Here is a 19,189-nt window from a genome sequence, read left to right as displayed (position 1 = left end):
CATGAGTTTTAAGATGTCACGTAAACAATATGCTGATTTATATGGTCCAACTACAGGAGATTCTATTCGTTTAGCGGATACACAATTATTCGCACATATTGATCAAAATTACACCGTATATGGTGATGAAGCTGTCTTTGGTGGAGGAAAATCAATTAGGGATGGTATGGGACAAAATTCGCAACTTACAAGGGAACAGGGTGTTGTGGATGTTGTTATTACGAATGCAATTATTATTGATTATACAGGAGTATATAAAGCGGATATTGGTATAAAAGATGGAAAGATTTCAGCAATTGGTAAGAGTGGTAATCCTTCAGTTATGGATAATATTGATATCATCATTGGAACATCAACGGAAGTAATTTCTGGTGAACGAAAAATCGTTACAGCTGGAGGTATTGATACACACGTGCATTTCATATCCCCACAACAAATTGATACAGCATTAGCTTCAGGTATAACAACTTTAATTGGGGGAGGAACAGGACCGGCAGAGGGTACTAAGGCAACTACAATAACGCCTGGATCTTGGAATTTAAGAAAAATGCTAGAGGCAGCAGAAGCTTTTCCTATAAATCTTGGGTTTTTAGGGAAAGGAAATAGTTCAAGTTTACCTGCCCTGGAAGAACAAATATTTGCAGGAGCTATTGGATTAAAAATTCATGAAGATTGGGGAGCGACTTCTTCAGCAATTAATCACTCGTTACAGATTGCTGATAAATATGATATTCAAGTTGCTATTCATACTGATACGTTAAATGAATGTGGTTTTGTGGAAGAAACGATAAAGGCTATTGATAATCGTGTTATTCATACGTACCACACTGAAGGGGCTGGTGGTGGGCATGCACCAGATATTATAAAGATTGCTGCACTGAATAATATTTTACCTTCTTCAACGAACCCGACCTTGCCCTATACAGTGAATACGTTGGATGAACATTTAGATATGCTCATGGTATGTCATCATTTAAAAGCAAATATTCCAGAAGATGTAATGTTTGCGGATTCAAGGATTCGAAAAGAAACAATTGCGGCAGAGGATATTTTGCAAGATTTAGGGGTTTTCAGCATGATTAGCTCTGACTCGCAGGCGATGGGAAGGGTTGGAGAGGTTATTATTCGCAATTGGCAAACCGCCGATAAAATGAAAAAGCAGATTGGTAGTTTAGAGGGAGATAAAGAGTATAACGATAATAATAGAATTCAACGCTATATAGCTAAGTATACAATTAATCCAGCTATTACACATGGGATTTCAGAATATGTCGGCTCTATTGAAGTTGGGAAATATGCAGACCTTGTAATATGGGATCCACAATTTTTCGGTGTTAAGCCAGATATGGTTTTGAAAAACGGGATGGTAGTGATGGCATTAATGGGAGACGAGAATGCTTCGATCCCCACACCACAACCATATTATGAAAAAAAGATGTTTGGTGCATATGGAAAAGCGGTACAGTCAAGTTCGATTACATTTGTATCTAAAGTAGCTTATGAGAATAATATTAAAGAAAAATTAGGTTTAAATAAAGTTGTATTACCTGTTAGAAATACGAGAGAGATTTCTAAGCAAGATATGAAGCTGAATAATGCAACACCAGAAATTGAAGTAGATCCGCAGACATATGAAGTTAAAGTTGATGGACAAGTTATTACGTGTGAAGCAGTAGATGTATTACCTATGGCTCAAAGATATTTTTTATTTTGATATAACGGAGGAGATAAAATGATTATTGAAAAAATTAATAACAACGTATGCAATATGAATGATTTTGCAAATACAAAAAAGCATCTTGATAGAATATTGATTTCTAGTGAGCTTTTACTAAAGAGGGTTCAGAAATTATATTCAGAATCTGGTTTTGAAATTGGGGTGTCTTTAGATAATGGAGAAACATTAAAGAACGGTGATATTTTATATGAAGATGAACATCGTATTGTATATATTGAAGTGTTACCAGAAGAGGTAATTGTAATTACTCCAACGTCAATAAAAGAAATGGGAATTATTGCGCATAACTTAGGAAATAGACATTTGCCAGCACAATTCGATGAAGGGTGTATGATTTTGGCGAACGACTACTTAGTAGAAGATTTACTCAAAAAGGAAGGTGTTCCTTATCAAAAAGAAAATAGAGTATTACCCAAACCGTTCAAGCATGCTTCACACAAACATATTTAACCTACTTAACCTACTCCAAATTAGTGATTCGAACTTCCCAACAGGAAGTTTTAGTCACTCTTTTGGATTAGAAACATTTATTCAAGAGGGACAAGTTACAAATAAAGGAGAATTTTTCAAATGGATTAATCGATATGTAAAAGTGCAATTAACACACACGGACGGCTTAATTTGCAAATATACTTACGAAGCCACTAAGAATAATGATGGAAAACAAATTACATTTTTAGATGATTTAATAACAGCACAAACATTGCCTTTTGAATGTAGAAGAGCAAATAGAATGATTAGTAAAAGTACTTCTAAACTATTGTGTGAACTGTTCTCATTTGCAAATTTAAATATATACAAAGAAGATGTTATGGGTAATAAATTAGAAGGTCATCCGAGTATCGTATACGGAATATTAGGGGCGGAATTGAAAATGACAGTAGAAGAAACGCTCTTAGTTTTCTTATATTCAAGTGTTGGAAGTATAATTCAAAATGGTGTGAGAGCCATTCCTCTTGGACAAACAGATGGTCAAAAACTATTACAAGAATGCCATGAATTGATCTGTGAATCTATTGATAGAATTCAAATACTTTCATTAGATAATTTTGGATTGAATGATCCTGAATTCGAAATAAATCAAATGCAACATGAAGATGTAAATGTAAGAGTCTTCATGTCATAGGGAGGAAAAATAAAATGATAAAACCTATTAAAATTGGTATTGGTGGCCCCGTAGGTGCTGGGAAAACAATGTTAGTTGAAAAGTTAACAAAATATTTAAATACAGATTATGAAATTGCAGCAATTACAAACGATATTTATACGAAAGAAGATGCAAAGATTTTATTGAAAACGGGTGTTTTACCAGAAGATAGAATTATTGGTGTAGAGACAGGAGGGTGTCCACATACAGCAATTCGAGAGGATGCTTCTATGAATTTTGAAGCAATTGAAGAGCTCATGATTAGACATAGTAATTTAGATATTATTTTTATTGAAAGTGGGGGTGATAATTTAGCTGCCACATTTAGTCCAGAGCTAGTGGATTTTTCAATTTATATTATTGATGTAGCACAAGGAGAAAAGATTCCTCGTAAAGGTGGACAAGGAATGATCAAATCTGATGTATTTGTGATTAATAAAACGGATTTGGCACCTTATGTAGGGGCTGATCTTGGAGTTATGGAGCAGGATACGAAAAATTACCGACATAATAAACCATATTTTTTTACAAATTTGAAGGATGAGGAAGGCTTACAGGGATTAATAAATTGGATGCGACAAAACATCATGTTAGAAGGATTGAAGAAATGAAAGCCCCTACAGGTGTCTTAAACATTGATGTGATGGAAAAGAGACATAAAACGGTACCTATTAAGGTTTATCATAAAGATGCCTTAAAAGTAACGCAGCCAATATATTTGGATGATTATGGTAGAGCATATTGCTATATCATGAATTCTGGTGGAGGTTATTTAAAAGGAGACTTCTATTCTATAAATATAAATGTTCATGAAGATGCGAAAACATATATAACAAGCCAATCAGCAACGAAAATTTACAAGACTCCAAATAGTTATGCTTTGCAAGAATTGAATGTTTATATTGGTGAAAATGCTGTTATGGAGTATTTACCAGATCCGTTGATTATGTACAAGGATGCAGCATATAAGCAAAAAACAAATATATATATGCAAAATAATTCTACATTGATTTTATGCGATTCAGTTACGCCTGGTTGGTCTCCAAATATGGAGAAGTTCACATACCAGTATTTTGATTCGCTAACAAAAATATATATGGAAAACAAACTTGTAGTTTACGATCATCTATTGTTAAACCCTTTCAAAGAGCCGCTAGATCAAATGGGAATATTAAATCAATATTCCCATTATGGTACTTTCATGGTTATTAATGAGAACATTACAAATGATTTAATTGCAGCATTGAAAACTTCGCTTTCTAACACTAACAATATGAAGATTGGAATATCTTCTATGCCATGTAAAGGCTTTGTCATACGCATACTTAGTCATAATACAGAGGATATGGAGTCTATATTTTTTCAGTGTCATCGTTTTGTTAGAAAGAATTGTCTGCATGAAGAATTAACATCCTATCGAAAATATTAAGTAGGAGAAGGGGATACTATGACTAATGTGGGATTATTATATGTCGGTGCAGTTCTATTTATGAATGCACTAGCAGCTTTTAAACTCATTGATAGCAAAAGTGTAGGGTACTTCAATTTATTTGTAGGGGCATTACAAACTTTGACACCACTATATTTATTATTTACAGGAAGTCAATCTAATGAGTGGACTATCCTATCTAATGGAACTATTTTTTTATTTGGTTTTACTTATTTATATGTTGGCCTTACGAATATATTAGAACTTGATTCTTCAGGTGTAGGCTACTATTCTCTTTGGGTTGCTATTATTGCAACGGTTATGGGAATAGCGAATCAATTACATGAGAGTGGAAGTCTACAAAGTACAATAATTTGGTTCTTTTGGGCGTTCCTTTGGTTTTTATTTTTCTTGCAAGATGGGTTGAAAAAGAAGATTCATATTTATGTAGGGATTGTTTGCTTCATTGAATCCTGGATTACTGCAACGATACCAGCCCTGTTAACACTTACAAATCATACAGGCATGTTAAATGATTTTGTAATTATTTTAGTGACTATTATAACGATTGTAGTTTTTATTATGGCACTTTTCTTTTTCAAGAGTATTCAATCTAAAGTAGAAAGGGTTAGTAACTATGTGGAAAAGTGAACTGAAAAAAGCAACTAATTTTTTTGTTATTATTATATTTCTTCATGTGCTTGGAATTCTCTTATTATTACCTGCACTGTATAAAGGCAATAGCATAATTGGAATGGCTATTATTGCATATTCTTTAGGATTGCGTCATGCGTTTGATAGTGATCATATTGTCGCAATTGATAATACTGTTCGGAAATTAATTGAAAAAGGTAAAAACTCACAGGGGGTGGGGTTTTACTTCTCATTAGGACACTCTACTGTAGTATTTGTGATGATCGTATTAATTGCTTTAATTGGAAAAACAGCAAAACATGGAATGGAGAGTTTTTCTACTATAGGCGGTATTATCGGCACAATTGTTTCTAGTACATTTCTTATTATTATTGGGCTTACCAATCTGTTGTACCTTATTAAAGTGTTACCAAGCCAAGAGGATAAGCAACCAGAAAACTTAGGATTTATATATCGTTTCACGCAGCGCTTATTTAGGTTTATTGATAGTCAAAAGCAATTGTATATGATCGGTTTTTTATTTGGGCTTGGTTTTGATACAGCAAGTGAAATCGGATTAATTGCTCTTTCTACAGTAACTGCAACAAGTCAATCTATCCCGCTTGTAAGTATATTTGCTTTTCCCATTTTGTTTGCTGCAGGAATGTCGTTGATGGATACATTAGATAGTACATTCATGAATACGAATTATAAGTGGGCAATGGAAAATAGTCGAATTAGAAATTCATATAACGTATTAATTACCTCAATATCTGTTATAACGGCTTTTTTAATAGGGGGTTATCAACTATTATCTTTACTTATTGAAAGCTATAATTTACAGGGCCCGTTTTGGAATCTCATTCAGGTAGTTAATTTTGATTATTTGGGTATATGTCTTGTTGTATTCTTTATTATTTCTCTTATTGTTTTTGCTGTATGGAATAGAAATGCATTTAAAGAACCACTTACAAAGAGTATAGAGAAATAAAAATATACCGTGTGATATTTGGTTAATTATGTATATAAACTGAAATAAAAAACACGCTAGATGAAAATGCATCTAACGTGTTTTTTTATTATTTATGTTCCTTATATTCATGTGCTTTTTCTTTTATATTACCAACCGTATCTTTAGCAGTGCCTTTCACCTTATCCCATTTTCCCTCGGCTTGTAATTTTTTATTGTCAGTTACTTTCCCGACAACTTCTTTTACTTCACCTTTTACCTTATCAATGGCACCTTCTACTTTTTCTTTTAAACCATGATCATGCTTTGTCATACATTTCTCCTCCTTGTATTTTGATTAGAATTCTCTTTTCATATTGCAAGTTGAATGATGTATCTAGTAATAGCGTAACAAATTTAGTTTGAATATTCAAATGAGTAACAGGATAGAAAGGTAATTGTCATAAAATGTATACATTCGTAATAGAAAGAAAAAGAAAGTTAATTATATGTCTTTCGCAGTCCATATTGATTTTGTATAAGCAATTTTCATATGGGCACGTTCCATATTATTTTGACTGCCGCTACCGAATCTTGCTTGTCCAACTATTAAATTACAATTGGATGCAACAGCGGTCTCAATTCGTTTTTGAATTAATAAGGTATGACAACCTTTACGTTGAAATTCTGGCAAAGTAGCAGAAGCAGCTAATGAAGCAACACCTTTATTTATATAAAGTACCCCTATACTAGCAGGAGTGTTTTGAACTTCGGCTATGAAAAAATGCCATCCTGGTTTATTGTAAAGAATTTCATTATTTTGACGAACACCATTTTTTGTAAAGGTAACGCCTTTTACTGTGTTAAAAGCAGGACCAGCAATTATTTTTGATGAAAAGGCAGTGGCACTCCCGAACTTTTTCATTTGTACTTGCATTGGGTTGCCGCTTATTGTTTGTAGTGCCTCTAATCTAGAAGAAAGCATATGTATTTCTGCGTTTTCAATTTCTTGTGCTGTATTGACTGTCATAATTGTACTCATACGATTCCTCCGTCAATTAATATAGTTCATAGTACATATACGATTTTTCTTCTGAGATTCCTGTTGAAATGTAAGAGAATAAGAGGTTTTTTGGAAGGGAAATGGAAGCGAACTGTCGAAGGGAGTGGAAACAGATTAAAGGTGGTGCTCTCATGAAACAGAAAGACGTGCAGACATGCTCTCATTGCGGTTCTCAAAACATAGGAGAAGGTGAGTTTATCGGTTATGCACAAATACGGAAAAAGGAAACGATGTTCACATCTTCACCAGTGGATGCTTATATTTGTACAGATTGCGGGAATATCCTTTCATTAAAAGTACGGAATTATGAAAAGTTTAAGCAGAAGCCGTTATGATTGTTAAGAAGTGGTAATATAAAACGTCGTATACGAAAGATCTTACATTAAGTTAATTTAATATAAGTGACATTTTACATATATATGAGTACGCCTTAAAAAAAGAGATAAAAACATATACTGTATGAGATGCTCATCATTCATTACATGACACAGAAAAATATATAGAAGAAAAAGTAGTCATCTTAGAATGGTTCATAACGAAAACTCCTTTAAATGAATAAAGGAGTTTTTTTGTTTTTTTATAACAATAATTCCCTTTAATTGTTATAATTGGTCATTGAGAGTAATTATTTTATTAACGCCATAATTATAGAAGAAAAACAGCTAAATCGTATTTAAAACCGCTATATAACACAATCGCAACCGTAAGTTGACAAAGTGCAACCACAGGAAGATAGAGATAAGAGCAATGTTTACCTACAATTTAGTTAAGAAAACAAAGGGGGACACACATATGGAATTTGGTGAGAAGCTTTTTAAATTAAGAAAGGAAAAAGGCCTTTCTCAAGAAGCGTTAGCTGAGAAATTAAACACAACAAGACAAGCGGTTAGTAAATGGGAAAATGGTCAAGGTTTTCCTGAAACCGAAAAACTAATAATGATTGGAAATGTATTTGAAGTATCTCTTGATTACTTATTAAAAGAAACTGCTGAGCAAAGTAATGAAAAGGAAAATGGTTATTATGTAAGTAAGGAAATGGCGGAAGGGTATATAGTGTATGGGCAAAAAATTTCTAAATATATCGCATTAGGATTTAGCTTGCTTATTTTATCTACAATACCGTATTTATTATTTAAAGAAAATGCAACAATGTCTACATTCCTTGTCATTATCATTGCTGTCCTTGGAATTGGAGCAATGATGGTACCTGTAACTATAGAAGAGAGTCGATACAATGTATTAAAAAAAGAAGAATTACTATTTGATCCAAACTTTTTAAAAGAATTGACAAAAAGATATGCGACTATTAAAAAGAAGTATGCTGCAGTAGTAATTGTTGGACTTTGTTTCATAGCAGCAGGAGCGATACCATTTTTATTTGAGAAAAAACGAATTACTTCAGGAGAGCTCGTGCAGTATTATCCTTATTGTGTTGTACTTATTGCTATCGGGTTTTATCTTTTTGTTCGTGTTTTAGGAGTGTTAGAGACGTATCGGATTTTAGTAGAAAATAAAGAATATAGTAATCGTGTCATTTTTAAATTAAAAAAGAAAGTAAGAAAAAAGGTAGATAGTTTTTAAATAGGAGAGAACCATGTTTTGTATCGTATGTATTCAAAACATGGTTTTTATTTATTAGAATTATTTCCAAAGAAATAATTCAGAAAATACAGAAAAATATCGTAATTATTTGTAGAAGTCTGTTATAATATACAGAAATGAAAACGCTTTAAAGGGAGGCTATAAACAATATGATGATGAATGTACCGCTAACAATTAGTTCTATGATGGAAAGAGCAGAGAAACTGTTTTCGAAGAAAGAAATTGTTTCACGGACACATGATATAGTTACGACGTTAACGTATAAGCAGTTAGGTGAAAGGACGAGAAGACTTTCAAGTGCGCTAAAAAAATTAGGAATTAAAGAAGGCGAGCGTATAGGAACGTTAGCGTGGAATCATCATCGACATGTGGAGGCGTATTTTGCTATTCCAGGTATTGCTTCCGTTTTACACACAATTAATATTCGTTTATCTCCTCAACATATTTCATACATTATTCAGCACGCAGAAGATCGCATTTTACTCATTGATGAAGATCTCGTACCACTTGTTGAAAATATTCAATCACAATTATCAACTGTACAAGCCTACATTATTATGACTGATAAAGACGAACTTCCAAAAACTACACTGGAGCCTGTATATCATTATGAAAAGCTATTAGAAGAAGGCGATCCCAATTTCCAATTTGTAAAAGATATTGATGAAAATACACCTGCTGGTATGTGTTATACGTCAGCGACTACAGGGAATCCAAAAGGTGTTGTTTATACGCATCGTAGTACGGTTTTGCATTGTATGGCACTCGGTTTAGCCGATACAGCTGCTTTATCGGAAAGTGATGCGGCTATGGCAATTGTACCGATGTTCCATGTGAATGCTTGGGGGCTTCCTTTTGCAGCTACTTGGTTTGGAACTAAACAAGTTCTGCCAGGACCAATGTTTACTCCGAAAATTTTATTAGAGATGATTCAAACTGAAAAAGTAACGATAGCAGCAGGTGTGCCGACAATTTGGCTAGGTGTATTACAAGAGTTAGAAAATAATAGTTACGATTTATCTAGTATAACGAGAATATTATGCGGTGGTGCTGCTGCACCGAAAAGTGTTATTAAAGCATTTGAGCAAAAATATAATGTTCCTTTCGTACATGCATATGGTATGACTGAAACAAGCCCACTCGTAACACTTGCACGTTTAAAAAGTTATGAAACAGAATTATCATATGAAGAGCAATTAGAAATCCGCTCAAAACAAGGATATCTTGTCCCTGGTGTAGAGATGAAAGTAGTCGGTACAAACGGTGAAGTGAAGTGGGATGGTACTGAGATGGGAGAGTTATGCTTACGAGCACCTTGGATCGCTGAAAGCTATTATAACGATGATCGTACTGTCGAAGGATTCCGAGACGGTTGGTTATATACTGGTGATGTTGTTACAGTTGATGAGGAAGGCTGCGTGAAAATTGTTGATCGTACGAAAGATGTTATTAAAAGCGGAGGAGAATGGATTTCTTCAGTGGATCTTGAAAATGCTTTAATGGCACATGATGCTATATTTGAAGCGGCTGTCGTTGCAATTCCTCATCCGCAGTGGCAAGAACGCCCAGTTGCCTGCGTTGTTCAAAAGAAAAATAGTACGGTTACAAAAGAAGAAATATATGAGTTTTTAAAACCGCAGTTTGCGAAGTGGTGGTTACCAGATGATATTGTATTTATGGAAGAAATACCGAAAACATCTGTTGGGAAGTTTTTAAAACAGGCACTTCGAAAAGAACTTGAGCATTTGCATAAAGAGAAATAACCGAACTTTTATTTGTAAACTTATTTTTAGTTACGGTTGACAAATGTCGAAGGGAAAGATAATATAACTCCTATAATATGTTATCTAAAATCTGATTTAAGTTTACAAATAGGAGAAGCAAATATGAATACAAAAAACTTAGTTTTCGTCGCTTTATTTAGTTCTATTATGGGAGTGTTAGGGTTAATACCTCCAATTGCTCTTGCTATTACACCAGTTCCAATTACATTACAATCACTCGGTGTTATGCTTGCTGGTGGGTTGTTAGGCTCACGGCTCGGTGCGTTAAGTCAGCTTATTTTCTTACTTATAGTTGGAGTTGGAGCACCATTACTTGCTGGTGGGCGCGGGGGACCAGGTGTATTTGTTGGGCCAAGTGCAGGATATTTACTTGGTTATATCGTTGGAGCGTTTGTCATTGGATATTTAATTGAGCGTTTGCGTGAAGTTTCTATTATAAAAGTACTATGCATTAATATAATTGGTGGTATTTTCGTAGTTTATGTATTTGGTATCATTGTCCAAGCTTTCGTAATGGATATTTCCGTATGGGAAACGATGAAAGTAAGTGTCGCATTTTTACCAGGTGATTGCATAAAAGCGACTATAGCAGCGATTCTTGTGACAAGATTACATCGCTCATTGAAACATATTATTACGCCTGCTTTGAAGAATAAAAAAATTACAAATGCAGGGTAAGAAAAAGGAAAAACACGTTACTTGCGTGTTTCTTTTTATTATTTTGTAAAGGAAGGAAGTCTCATATGGGGATTACAAAAGAATATAAAAAGTATGCCTCTTTACAACCAAATAAAATAGCGATTAAAGAAAATGATAGAGTATTAACATATAAAGAATGGTTTGAGTCAGTTTGTAAAGTAGCAAACTGGTTGAATGAAAAAGAATCGCAGAATAAAACGATAGCAATTTTATTAGAGAGTAGTATGGAATTTTTACAACTATTTGCTGGTTCTGCTATGGCTGGATGGGTTTGTGTGCCGCTAGATATAAAATGGAAACGAGATGAACTTAAAGAAAGAATAGCGATTAGTAAACCGGATATTATTGTGGCGGAGCAGTATAGGCTTAGTGATATATCGTGCGAAGAAGGAAGGATTATTGAGATTGAAGAATGGAAAGAAATGATTGAGAACTATCTTCCTGCATATCATTCTGTAGAAAATGTACAAAACGCTCCTTTTTATATGGGATTTACATCAGGATCGACTGGAAAAGCAAAAGCGTTTTTACGTGCTCAACAGTCGTGGGTACATAGTTTTGATTGTAATGTACATGATTTTTATATGAAAAAGGAAGATTCTATTTTAATAGCTGGGACGCTTGTTCATTCTCTTTTCTTATACGGGGCAATAAGTGCATTATTTCTAGGACAAACGGTACACATAATGAGAAAGTTTGTACCAGTTCAAGTGCTATCTAGTATAAAGATAGAGAATATTTCTGTAATGTATACAGTTCCTACAATGCTTGAGTCTTTGTATAAAGAAAATAAAGTAATTGAAAGTGAAATGAAAATTATTTCGTCAGGAGCGAAATGGGAAGTTGAAGCAAAAGAGAAGATGAAGAATGTGCTTCCTTATGCAAAAAGATATGAGTTTTATGGTGCGTCTGAGCTAAGCTTTGTAACGGCATTGGTTGATGAAGAGAGTGAAAGAAAACCGAATTCAGTAGGGAAACCTTGTCATAATGTACAAGTTCGAATATGTAATGAAGCAGGAGAAGAAGTACAGACAGGTGAGGTAGGAACTGTGTATGTGAAAAGTGATCAGTTTTTTATGGGCTATGTATCGGATGGAGCTATAATCCCGCAATTGTCCGAAGGTGGCTGGATGACAGTGCAGGATGTGGGCTACCAAGATGAAGAAGGCTTTATATATATTGTTGGTAGAGAGAAGAATATGATTTTATTTGGAGGAATCAATATTTACCCAGAAGAGATAGAAAGTGTGTTATATACGCATCCAGCTGTTGAAGAAATAGTTGTGGTTGGTGTAGAAGATAGTTACTGGGGTGAAAAGCCTGTCGCTATCGTAAAAGGAAGTGCTACAAAGCAACAATTAAAGAGTTTTTGCTTACAACGATTATCATCTTTTAAAATACCGAAAGAATGGTACTTTGTTGATGAAATACCTTATACAAATAGCGGGAAAATAGCTCGCAATGCAGCAAAAAGTATGATTGAAAACCGGGAGAAGATATATGAATAGGGCGGTTATTGTAGAAGCGAAGAGAACACCTATTGGTAAAAAAAATGGGATGTTGAAAGATTATGAAGTTCAGCAATTAGCAGCAACACTTCTTACGTTTTTAAGTAAAGGAATTGAGAGAGAAATAGACGATGTTATATTAGGGAATGTTGTTGGACCGGGAGGTAATGTTGCAAGATTATCTGCTTTAGAAGCTGGGCTTGGTTATCATATTCCTGGTGTAACGATTGACCGGCAATGCGGCGCTGGATTGGAAGCAATTCGTACTGCGTGTCATTTTATTCAAGGGGATGCAGGTAATTGTTATATTGCTGGGGGCGTAGAGAGTACAAGTACGTCACCTTTTCAAAATAGAGCGCGGTTTTCGCCTGAAACAATTGGGGATCCTGATATGGGAGTGGCAGCTGAGTATGTTGCAGAGCAATATAACATAACAAAAGAGATGCAAGATGAATATGCTTGTCTTAGCTATAAAAGAACGCTGCAAGCATTAGAAAAAGGATATATACAAGAAGAGATATTACCTCATTATTTTAATGGATTATTAGATGAATCTATAAAGCGAGAAATGAATTATGAAAGAATGATTAAGAGAACGAAACCTGTATTTTTACAAAATGGAACGGTAACAGCAGGGAATTCGTGTGGTGTAAATGACGGGGCATGTGCTGTTCTTGTAATGGAAGAGGGGCAAGCTCGGAAATTAGGGTACAAGCCAGTTCTTCGTTTCGTTCATAGTGCTGTAGTTGGAGTTGACCCAAATCTTCCAGGAACTGGTCCGATATTTGCCGTACAAAAACTACTTAGAGAAATGAATTTAGTAATAGAAGATATTGATTGTATTGAGATGAATGAAGCGTTCGCCGCTAAAGTTGTTGCATGTGCGCAAACGTTACAAATTCCGTATGAAAAGTTAAATGTAAATGGTGGTGCAATAGCACTTGGTCATCCGTACGGTGCGTCTGGAGCTATGCTTGTAACGCGCTTGTTTTATCAGGCTAAAAGAGAGTATATGAAATATGGAATTGCTACATTAGGAATTGGGGGAGGGATAGGGCTTGCTCTATTATTTGAGAAAGTAGAAAACTAGCAAGATAACTAGTTTTCTACTTTTTCAGGAATATAGACGTTGTTACCAGGTTTTGCTTTTATTTTGTTCCAAGCAGCGATAGCATCTGTTTTTGATTTTCCTTTGTTGTATGGGTCTTCGAAAAAAGCGCGAGTAAAACGATTGTATTCAAACTGTGTACCGATAGTTGTTTTATAGGATGGTTCTTTTTTACGTTCGTTTTCTTCGTACCAAAACGTTATCGCGTCTTCATACGTTTTTCCGGTATTCTTTTTAAAAAACTTTTGAAGGGCTACTGTAAAGCGGAAGTTTGCTCCAATTTTTTCTTTGAAAAAAGCACGCACATCTTCACTACAGCGGTGATTTTCAGTAATAATTGTTTGAAGAGAAAGATCTTTATAAGAGAGGGAAGCTTTACTTACCTTTTGATGAGAACAGTTTTTTAATATTTTACCTGTAGTTAAATAGTGTGAGATACGCTCGGTTATTTCGATTTTAGAGCCACTAGCTGGTAAATCATGCTCACGACAAAATGTTTGCAGTTCTGTTTTTAACCAATAATAGTTTTGGAAATCTTCAAGGGATATAGGCTTTGTTAAAGGTGGGCGCATGCATATAACAACTTCTTTCTTCCATAATTTTCTTTAATTATAAAACGTACGTTCTTTTTGTGGAAGGATTAATTTATAAATTTAATAGGAAGAGGAGATTACATATGGAAAATGTAATGCAAGTTCGTGTTACTGGGATTTTAATTGAAGGTGAAAAGGTATTGCTAGTAAAACAAAAAGTTGTGAATCGGAATTGGTCTTTACCTGGGGGAAGAGTAGAGAACGGTGAAACGTTAGAAGAAGCGATGATTCGAGAAATGAGAGAAGAAACCGGATTAGAAGTTAAGATTAAGAGACTACTCTATGTTTGTGATAAACCAGATGCTACCCCATCTTTATTACATATTACATTTCTGCTTGAAAGGATTGCAGGTGAAATCAAGCTTCCGTCTAATGAATTTGATCTTAATCCAATTCATGATGTACAAATGGTAGCGATAGAAGAATTGAGTAGATATGGTTTTTCTGAGAAGTTCATTAAACTTGCATCTGAAAAGTTCTTGAACGCAGGAAGTTATCAAGGATTAAAACAAAATATTGGTTTGTAAACATAAGAGGAGGCTGTTATTTTAGAACAGCCTCCTCTTACTCTATAAGTTGTGTTTATTCTCGTATTTTGTTGGAAAATCGATATTTCTTATAGAATCGTTGATATATTTTGATTTATGATAGATATATTTGAAAAATCGTTAATATAATTTCATTTACTGTATTACTATGTATGAAGCAAAGCAGCAAAGAGGATATCATCCAGTTCAATGACATCCCATTCATAAAATAATTTACACTGCTGACTGTAAAGAAGAAACAAGTTGATTTAAAAACTCGTTCCCAGTCATAACCGCTTTTCCTCCGCCGCGAGCACTCTTTTTATTTCCTCCGCCTTTTCCTTCAATAGAAGGGAGGGCATCTTTTAAAAGTGTATTCATATCGAGTGTCACTGCTTTACCACAAGCAAGAATACATTGTAATTTTCCCTCATTTTCAATAACGAAATATGTAATTGCGTGTTCTTGTTGTTCTGTAATAATAGCAGACAGTTTTGCAATTTCTTGCATAGGGCGGTTTGTAAATACTTTAGAAATAAGTATTCCACCGTGTATTTCTAAAGGCTGTTGCAATAGTTCATTTGCTTCTACAAATAATAGTTTTTCATTCATTGCTTGTACTGCCTTTTCGTTTTCTTTTTGAGAGGTAAGAAGTTGTGCCACTTTTACTGGAATATCAGTTTCGCTACTGTTCAATTGCTTAGAAACATCTGTTAATATTTGTTGATGTTGTCCCATTAATTTAAGAGAACGCCAACCAGCAATAAATGTTAAGCGTATACCACCTTTATTGCGCTCCCATCCTAGTACTTGAATAGGGCCTACTTCACCTGTATGTTTCGGGTGTGTTCCACCACAACCGTTGTAGTCATAGTTTTCGATGATAACAACCCGTATATTTTCTGTCATAGTCGGTTCTTTGCGAAGGGGGAATGCTTTGGCCTCTTCTAAGTTCATCCATTTAATACGAATAGGGTGGTTTTCAAAAACAATTTGATTAGCAATTTGTGCGGCCTTCTCAACAGTTTCTGTAGAAAGGTTAGCAGTTTCTAAATCAATGGTTATAGTTTCTTTTCCAAGATGGAATCCGATCGTCGGTATGTTAAAATGATCCCAAAAAGCAGCAGATAAAATGTGCTGAGCTGTATGTTGCTGCATATGATCAAAACGGCGCTCCCAATCTATTTTACCCTCTACTTCTTCTGTATGTAATTGTTCTATTATGAAATGACGAATTTCTCCATTTACTTCTTCAACGTTACTTACCGGAATACCATTTAAGGTTCCAGTGTCGTGTGGTTGCCCGCCGCCTGTTGGATAAAATGCAGTTTCATTTAAGACAACATATAAGTTTCCTTCTGTATCATGCTCTTGTTTTATAACTTTAGTTGTAAAGGTTTGCTGATAAGCATCGATGTAATATAATTTTTTCTCCAATTTTCTTTCCCCTTTCGTGTTAGCTAGTTTCATTGTAAAGCAATTGAAATTAGTTTCCTAATATTTCAGAAGAAAGAAACTTTTTTTAGAATTTTCTTGCTATAATAAGAAGAAAATGCGGGGGGGAATGAAAATGCCATATGAAAACGGCGTAGATAAATTGCTTAGTTTAAGCAGAAATATTTCCGAATTATATCGAGAATTAAATGAGATGACCCGGATTTTAACGGATTGTAATCGAGAAAGTGTGAAATTTGATCGGTTATATGTAAAGGAGTTACTTTGGAAAAAAGAAGATGTGATAGAGAAGTATGAACAATTACTCGTCCAGCTTTGTATTAATGAATGCTTTGATTTAAAAAGTGTAATTACTGGCGAATATAAGTATACATATGAAGAAGTAGAAAGCATTGTTTTAGAATTTAATGAAAAGTATAATGTAGCTATTTTGATTAAAGATGTTTGTAAAGAACTACAGTTTACATATGGAATTGATATGGAAATAACGAGAACAGCTCGAGTATAAACATCTCAAGTATAGAAAAAGGAAAAAGAAAGCAGATCCTTTGCTTTCTTTTTTTATGTAAGAAAAGGGAGAGTAGGTTTAAAGATGAAGGGGAAGTTACAAAATATTCATCCACTTGGAATGAGTATCATTATAGGGACATTATTTGCTAGGTTTGCAACTTCAATGAGCATTCCTTTTTTAGCGATTTATTTAACGACTGTTAAAGACGTATCGGCTGGAATGACCGGTGCTATCATTGGAACGAGTGCGCTTGTTGGAGTGTTTGCTAGTTTTATTGGGGGCAATTTATCGGATCGATTTGGTCGAAAGATGATTATAATATGGTCCATGATTGTTTGGGTGTTTGTATTTATAGGATTTTCAGTTGCAGAGCATGTTTTGAGTTTCTTTCTATTAAACGCTTTGAATGGCTTATGTCGTTCTTTTTTTGAACCGACATCAAGAGCTTTATTATCAGATTTAACGAAACCAGAGTATCGTTTACTCGTATATAATTTGCGTTACGGTGCGATAAATGTTGGAGTAGCGATGGGTCCACTTGTTGGATTACAGATTGGAAGTGCAAAATCAACGATTCCTTTTTTAGTAGCCGCTGGAGTGTACATTTTATATACAGTTATATTAGCGTTTCAATTTAAGAAATATCCACTTGATAAAAAGAAAGTAGCTACAGAAAATCCGGTCACAATGTTAAGTGCGGTTCGGATTTTGCGAAAAGACATAGTATTTTTAGTTGCTTTAGTCGGAATCATTTTGAGTAATAGTGGTTTTTCACATTTAACGACGACACTATCTCAATATTTTGCAAACGCACATATATTTCAAGATGGAGTAAAGTTGTTCTCATATATGCTAACTTTAAATGCGATTACAGTAGTAGTTATTCAATACCCTGTTATTCAAATGTGTAAAAAGTATACGCCGTTAGCATCTATTATGGTTGGAACGTTATTTGTGAGCGGGGGATTGTTTGGATTTGGACTAGTAGAATCTATGTTAGGGGCTGCTATATGTACAATTATTTTTACATTCGGAGAAGTATTAATGTTTTCAATGACAGATGTATTTATTGATGAGATAGCTGTTCCACATTTGAAAGGGACATATTTTGGAGCTATGGGATTTTCAGGAATTGGAGTAGTAATTGGTCCTTGGTTTGGCGGGATACTTCTCGATCATTATGGATATCAAAATGGCTTTATAGTATTTTTAATATTAGCTATATTTTCAAGCATAGCGTTCCCAGTTCTTTTAGTGACAAAAGGTTTAATGAAAAAAAGATATATTAGAAATTCTAAAATAGAAATACATGCGAAATAACATGAGCCCGAGCAAACTAAAAGGTTGCTCGGGCTTATATTTATATCAATCGTTAATTCGAAAAAAGACTTTCTCTTCATGTTTATTGGCAACTTCGTTTTTGGAAATATGAATGGCTAAACATCCATTCTCTAAACAGGCTAGCATCTTGTTATAAATGATATTAGTAGGTAAAGGAACAATCCGCTGTAAAGAAGTGTTTTTATAAAGTATACAAATGTTTAGGCCTGTCTCCATCTTTTTAATGAGTACATTTTGTGCAATTGCATTTGGTACATCTGTTTCCAAAATGTATTCTTGTTCTGTTTCACAAAGGTCAATATGAATTTGATTTGGAAAACTAAAGTTGCTACAAGAATCAGAACAAAATTGATCCATCCATTCTTCGAAACCATCAACATGAAAAAGACAATCCTTCTTTTTCTTGCCCATGAAAGACACCCTCCGTAAAATCTCAATTCATACTATGTTATGCATGAATGAAATAGAGGTGAAGAACAAATAGAAAAATATAAACATTTTATGTGAAAGATACAGTGTGTGTGAATGCTTTTGCTTTACATATCATGATGTGCATGATTTTTTTGACGTGAATGATTATGATTTTTAACTTTGTGAGATCCACTTAAAGGTTCGGGCTGTCCAGAAGATTGCCCTTTTTTCTCGTTTTGACGATTAGATTGATTATTGTTTTTACCCATTGTATTTTACACCTCCTCTCCCTATTTAGAATGAGAGAAGTTTGCGAATTTATACGAGAATGTTTTTTGAGAAACGGGTAAAGATAAGTAGGACTAACTCATATAGGAAGGGGAAAGTGTTATGCCATATCATAAAGATAAGCAACAGGCTTTTCAGGCCGCGCAGCAAGGGGTTGTTCAAGCGGAAAATATATTCAATAATATTGTGAAAAATGACCCGAATTACGGCCATGATTTAAAAGAGTTACGCCAAGAAGTGCAAGAGGCGTACGAACAAATTCAAAATGCACTTGAAGTAGCATCAGAAACGCAGCGTCCACAACTTGAGCAATATGAAAGTAATCTCCAAAATATTATGCGAAATGTAGATCAAATAGAAAAGTGAAAAGGTTGTTGTGAATTCAACAATCTCATTACTTTTA

General features: G+C 34.3%; 23 protein-coding genes. 17 read left to right on the top strand and 6 right to left on the bottom strand.

Features of this window, described 5'->3' with window-relative positions; all coding sequences use genetic code 11:
* Position 1 precedes the first annotated feature (1 nt).
* Genes ureC through I6L50_RS23810 form a run of 7 tightly spaced genes read left to right on the top strand, consistent with a single transcriptional unit; the run spans position 2 to position 5,938 of the window.
* Complete coding sequence (gene ureC, locus I6L50_RS23840; RefSeq protein ID WP_219303310.1) at positions 2-1,714, top strand: urease subunit alpha; 1,713 nt, start codon at positions 2-4, stop codon at positions 1,712-1,714.
* Between the two features lie 18 nt (positions 1,715-1,732).
* Positions 1,733-2,188, top strand: coding sequence for an urease accessory protein UreE (locus tag I6L50_RS23835; protein ID WP_000582803.1), 456 nt, complete (start codon positions 1,733-1,735; stop codon positions 2,186-2,188).
* Positions 2,166-2,864 carry an urease accessory protein UreF gene (locus I6L50_RS23830; RefSeq protein ID WP_219303743.1) on the top strand — a complete coding sequence of 233 codons (699 nt, stop codon included), beginning with the start codon at positions 2,166-2,168 and terminating at the stop codon, positions 2,862-2,864. Before I6L50_RS23835 ends, I6L50_RS23830 begins: the two co-directional genes overlap by 23 nt.
* A 14-nt stretch (positions 2,865-2,878) precedes the next feature.
* Positions 2,879-3,496, top strand: a complete 618-nt coding sequence (gene ureG / locus I6L50_RS23825) for an urease accessory protein UreG (protein WP_000594929.1) — start codon at positions 2,879-2,881, stop codon at positions 3,494-3,496.
* Positions 3,493-4,314, top strand: coding sequence for an urease accessory protein UreD (locus I6L50_RS23820; RefSeq protein ID WP_219303309.1), 822 nt, complete (start codon positions 3,493-3,495; stop codon positions 4,312-4,314). Before ureG ends, I6L50_RS23820 begins: the two co-directional genes overlap by 4 nt.
* Before the next feature lie 18 nt (positions 4,315-4,332).
* The gene (locus I6L50_RS23815) at positions 4,333-4,965 is read left to right on the top strand and encodes an AmiS/UreI family transporter (RefSeq protein ID WP_219303308.1); all 633 of its coding nucleotides are present in this window, start codon (positions 4,333-4,335) and stop codon (positions 4,963-4,965) included.
* Positions 4,952-5,938 carry a HoxN/HupN/NixA family nickel/cobalt transporter gene (locus I6L50_RS23810; RefSeq protein ID WP_219303307.1) on the top strand — a complete coding sequence of 329 codons (987 nt, stop codon included), beginning with the start codon at positions 4,952-4,954 and terminating at the stop codon, positions 5,936-5,938. Before I6L50_RS23815 ends, I6L50_RS23810 begins: the two co-directional genes overlap by 14 nt.
* 88 nt (positions 5,939-6,026) lie before the next feature.
* On the opposite strand, the gene I6L50_RS23805 is transcribed toward I6L50_RS23810, so the two are convergent.
* Positions 6,027-6,230 (bottom strand): CsbD family protein, encoded by a 204-nt coding sequence (locus I6L50_RS23805; RefSeq protein WP_002137730.1) that lies wholly within the window; start codon positions 6,228-6,230, stop codon positions 6,027-6,029.
* Between the two features lie 171 nt (positions 6,231-6,401).
* Complete coding sequence (locus I6L50_RS23800; protein ID WP_219303306.1) at positions 6,402-6,938, bottom strand: GNAT family N-acetyltransferase; 537 nt, start codon at positions 6,936-6,938, stop codon at positions 6,402-6,404.
* Between the two features lie 152 nt (positions 6,939-7,090).
* On the opposite strand from I6L50_RS23800, the gene I6L50_RS23795 reads away from it, so the two are divergent.
* The 6 genes from I6L50_RS23795 (at position 7,091) to I6L50_RS23770 (ending at position 13,642) form a co-directional block, all read left to right on the top strand.
* Complete coding sequence (locus I6L50_RS23795) at positions 7,091-7,294, top strand: hypothetical protein (RefSeq protein ID WP_012261408.1); 204 nt, start codon at positions 7,091-7,093, stop codon at positions 7,292-7,294.
* A 457-nt stretch (positions 7,295-7,751) separates the two neighbouring features.
* Positions 7,752-8,540: a helix-turn-helix domain-containing protein gene (locus I6L50_RS23790; protein WP_002185167.1), complete on the top strand. Its 789-nt coding sequence runs from the start codon at positions 7,752-7,754 to the stop codon at positions 8,538-8,540.
* Positions 8,541-8,710: 170 nt separating this feature from the next.
* On the top strand, positions 8,711-10,324 hold the full coding sequence (locus I6L50_RS23785) for a long-chain fatty acid--CoA ligase (protein ID WP_219303305.1): 1,614 nt from the start codon (positions 8,711-8,713) through the stop codon (positions 10,322-10,324).
* 123 nt (positions 10,325-10,447) lie between these two features.
* Positions 10,448-11,023 (top strand): biotin transporter BioY, encoded by a 576-nt coding sequence (locus tag I6L50_RS23780; RefSeq protein ID WP_002014265.1) that lies wholly within the window; start codon positions 10,448-10,450, stop codon positions 11,021-11,023.
* Positions 11,024-11,088: 65 nt separating this feature from the next.
* Entirely contained in the window at positions 11,089-12,552 is a 1,464-nt protein-coding gene (locus I6L50_RS23775; protein ID WP_219303304.1) for an acyl-CoA synthetase, read from the top strand.
* Positions 12,545-13,642 carry an acetyl-CoA C-acyltransferase gene (locus tag I6L50_RS23770; protein ID WP_219303303.1) on the top strand — a complete coding sequence of 366 codons (1,098 nt, stop codon included), beginning with the start codon at positions 12,545-12,547 and terminating at the stop codon, positions 13,640-13,642. The genes I6L50_RS23775 and I6L50_RS23770 overlap by 8 nt, the downstream gene beginning before the upstream one ends.
* An 8-nt stretch (positions 13,643-13,650) precedes the next feature.
* Here the strand turns inward: I6L50_RS23770 and I6L50_RS23765 are convergent, their stop codons facing one another.
* Positions 13,651-14,232: a DUF6434 domain-containing protein gene (locus I6L50_RS23765; protein ID WP_113936081.1), complete on the bottom strand. Its 582-nt coding sequence runs from the start codon at positions 14,230-14,232 to the stop codon at positions 13,651-13,653.
* A gap of 104 nt (positions 14,233-14,336) precedes the next feature.
* Between I6L50_RS23765 and I6L50_RS23760 the strand changes: the two genes are divergently transcribed.
* Entirely contained in the window at positions 14,337-14,780 is a 444-nt protein-coding gene (locus I6L50_RS23760; protein WP_219303302.1) for an NUDIX hydrolase, read from the top strand.
* 234 nt (positions 14,781-15,014) lie between these two features.
* Here the strand turns inward: I6L50_RS23760 and I6L50_RS23755 are convergent, their stop codons facing one another.
* Positions 15,015-16,217, bottom strand: a complete 1,203-nt coding sequence (locus tag I6L50_RS23755) for an alanyl-tRNA editing protein (protein ID WP_219303301.1) — start codon at positions 16,215-16,217, stop codon at positions 15,015-15,017.
* 133 nt (positions 16,218-16,350) lie between these two features.
* Between I6L50_RS23755 and I6L50_RS23750 the strand changes: the two genes are divergently transcribed.
* Both I6L50_RS23750 and I6L50_RS23745 read left to right on the top strand, forming a co-directional pair.
* Positions 16,351-16,743, top strand: a complete 393-nt coding sequence (locus tag I6L50_RS23750; protein WP_002137716.1) for a hypothetical protein — start codon at positions 16,351-16,353, stop codon at positions 16,741-16,743.
* An 84-nt stretch (positions 16,744-16,827) separates the two neighbouring features.
* A complete protein-coding gene (locus tag I6L50_RS23745; RefSeq protein ID WP_002014277.1) occupies positions 16,828-18,066 on the top strand; it encodes an MDR family MFS transporter in 1,239 nt (412 codons plus the stop codon).
* 45 nt (positions 18,067-18,111) lie between these two features.
* Here I6L50_RS23745 and I6L50_RS23740 read toward each other — a convergent pair whose 3' ends face one another.
* Together I6L50_RS23740 and I6L50_RS23735 are read right to left on the bottom strand one after the other, a co-directional pair.
* Positions 18,112-18,498 (bottom strand): Hsp20/alpha crystallin family protein, encoded by a 387-nt coding sequence (locus I6L50_RS23740; protein WP_219303300.1) that lies wholly within the window; start codon positions 18,496-18,498, stop codon positions 18,112-18,114.
* A 125-nt stretch (positions 18,499-18,623) separates the two neighbouring features.
* On the bottom strand, positions 18,624-18,767 hold the full coding sequence (locus tag I6L50_RS23735; RefSeq protein WP_219303299.1) for a small acid-soluble spore protein P: 144 nt from the start codon (positions 18,765-18,767) through the stop codon (positions 18,624-18,626).
* 121 nt (positions 18,768-18,888) lie between these two features.
* Here I6L50_RS23735 and I6L50_RS23730 point away from each other — a divergent pair, with 121 nt between their 5' ends.
* Positions 18,889-19,152, top strand: a complete 264-nt coding sequence (locus I6L50_RS23730; RefSeq protein ID WP_002014282.1) for a hypothetical protein — start codon at positions 18,889-18,891, stop codon at positions 19,150-19,152.
* Positions 19,153-19,189: the final 37 nt, after the last annotated feature.

The organism is Bacillus sp. FDAARGOS_1420 (genome assembly GCF_019344915.1).
Classification (GTDB): domain Bacteria; phylum Bacillota; class Bacilli; order Bacillales; family Bacillaceae_G; genus Bacillus_A; species Bacillus_A mycoides.
This window is presented reverse-complemented; position numbering and strand designations above follow the sequence as displayed.

Coding starts and splice junctions, on each gene's coding strand:
- I6L50_RS23785 (WP_219303305.1), top strand. CDS start 8,711: ATGATGATGAATGTACCGCTAACAATTAGTTCTATGATGGAAAGAGCA.
- I6L50_RS23730 (WP_002014282.1), top strand. CDS start 18,889: ATGCCATATCATAAAGATAAGCAACAGGCTTTTCAGGCCGCGCAGCAA.
- ureG (WP_000594929.1), top strand. CDS start 2,879: ATGATAAAACCTATTAAAATTGGTATTGGTGGCCCCGTAGGTGCTGGG.
- I6L50_RS23740 (WP_219303300.1), bottom strand. CDS start 18,498: ATGGGCAAGAAAAAGAAGGATTGTCTTTTTCATGTTGATGGTTTCGAA.
- I6L50_RS23830 (WP_219303743.1), top strand. CDS start 2,166: ATGCTTCACACAAACATATTTAACCTACTTAACCTACTCCAAATTAGT.
- I6L50_RS23815 (WP_219303308.1), top strand. CDS start 4,333: ATGACTAATGTGGGATTATTATATGTCGGTGCAGTTCTATTTATGAAT.
- I6L50_RS23780 (WP_002014265.1), top strand. CDS start 10,448: ATGAATACAAAAAACTTAGTTTTCGTCGCTTTATTTAGTTCTATTATG.
- I6L50_RS23775 (WP_219303304.1), top strand. CDS start 11,089: ATGGGGATTACAAAAGAATATAAAAAGTATGCCTCTTTACAACCAAAT.
- I6L50_RS23795 (WP_012261408.1), top strand. CDS start 7,091: ATGAAACAGAAAGACGTGCAGACATGCTCTCATTGCGGTTCTCAAAAC.
- I6L50_RS23810 (WP_219303307.1), top strand. CDS start 4,952: ATGTGGAAAAGTGAACTGAAAAAAGCAACTAATTTTTTTGTTATTATT.
- I6L50_RS23805 (WP_002137730.1), bottom strand. CDS start 6,230: ATGACAAAGCATGATCATGGTTTAAAAGAAAAAGTAGAAGGTGCCATT.
- I6L50_RS23790 (WP_002185167.1), top strand. CDS start 7,752: ATGGAATTTGGTGAGAAGCTTTTTAAATTAAGAAAGGAAAAAGGCCTT.
- I6L50_RS23820 (WP_219303309.1), top strand. CDS start 3,493: ATGAAAGCCCCTACAGGTGTCTTAAACATTGATGTGATGGAAAAGAGA.
- I6L50_RS23745 (WP_002014277.1), top strand. CDS start 16,828: ATGAAGGGGAAGTTACAAAATATTCATCCACTTGGAATGAGTATCATT.
- I6L50_RS23835 (WP_000582803.1), top strand. CDS start 1,733: ATGATTATTGAAAAAATTAATAACAACGTATGCAATATGAATGATTTT.
- I6L50_RS23800 (WP_219303306.1), bottom strand. CDS start 6,938: ATGAGTACAATTATGACAGTCAATACAGCACAAGAAATTGAAAACGCA.
- ureC (WP_219303310.1), top strand. CDS start 2: ATGAGTTTTAAGATGTCACGTAAACAATATGCTGATTTATATGGTCCA.
- I6L50_RS23770 (WP_219303303.1), top strand. CDS start 12,545: ATGAATAGGGCGGTTATTGTAGAAGCGAAGAGAACACCTATTGGTAAA.
- I6L50_RS23760 (WP_219303302.1), top strand. CDS start 14,337: ATGGAAAATGTAATGCAAGTTCGTGTTACTGGGATTTTAATTGAAGGT.
- I6L50_RS23765 (WP_113936081.1), bottom strand. CDS start 14,232: ATGCGCCCACCTTTAACAAAGCCTATATCCCTTGAAGATTTCCAAAAC.
- I6L50_RS23750 (WP_002137716.1), top strand. CDS start 16,351: ATGCCATATGAAAACGGCGTAGATAAATTGCTTAGTTTAAGCAGAAAT.
- I6L50_RS23735 (WP_219303299.1), bottom strand. CDS start 18,767: ATGGGTAAAAACAATAATCAATCTAATCGTCAAAACGAGAAAAAAGGG.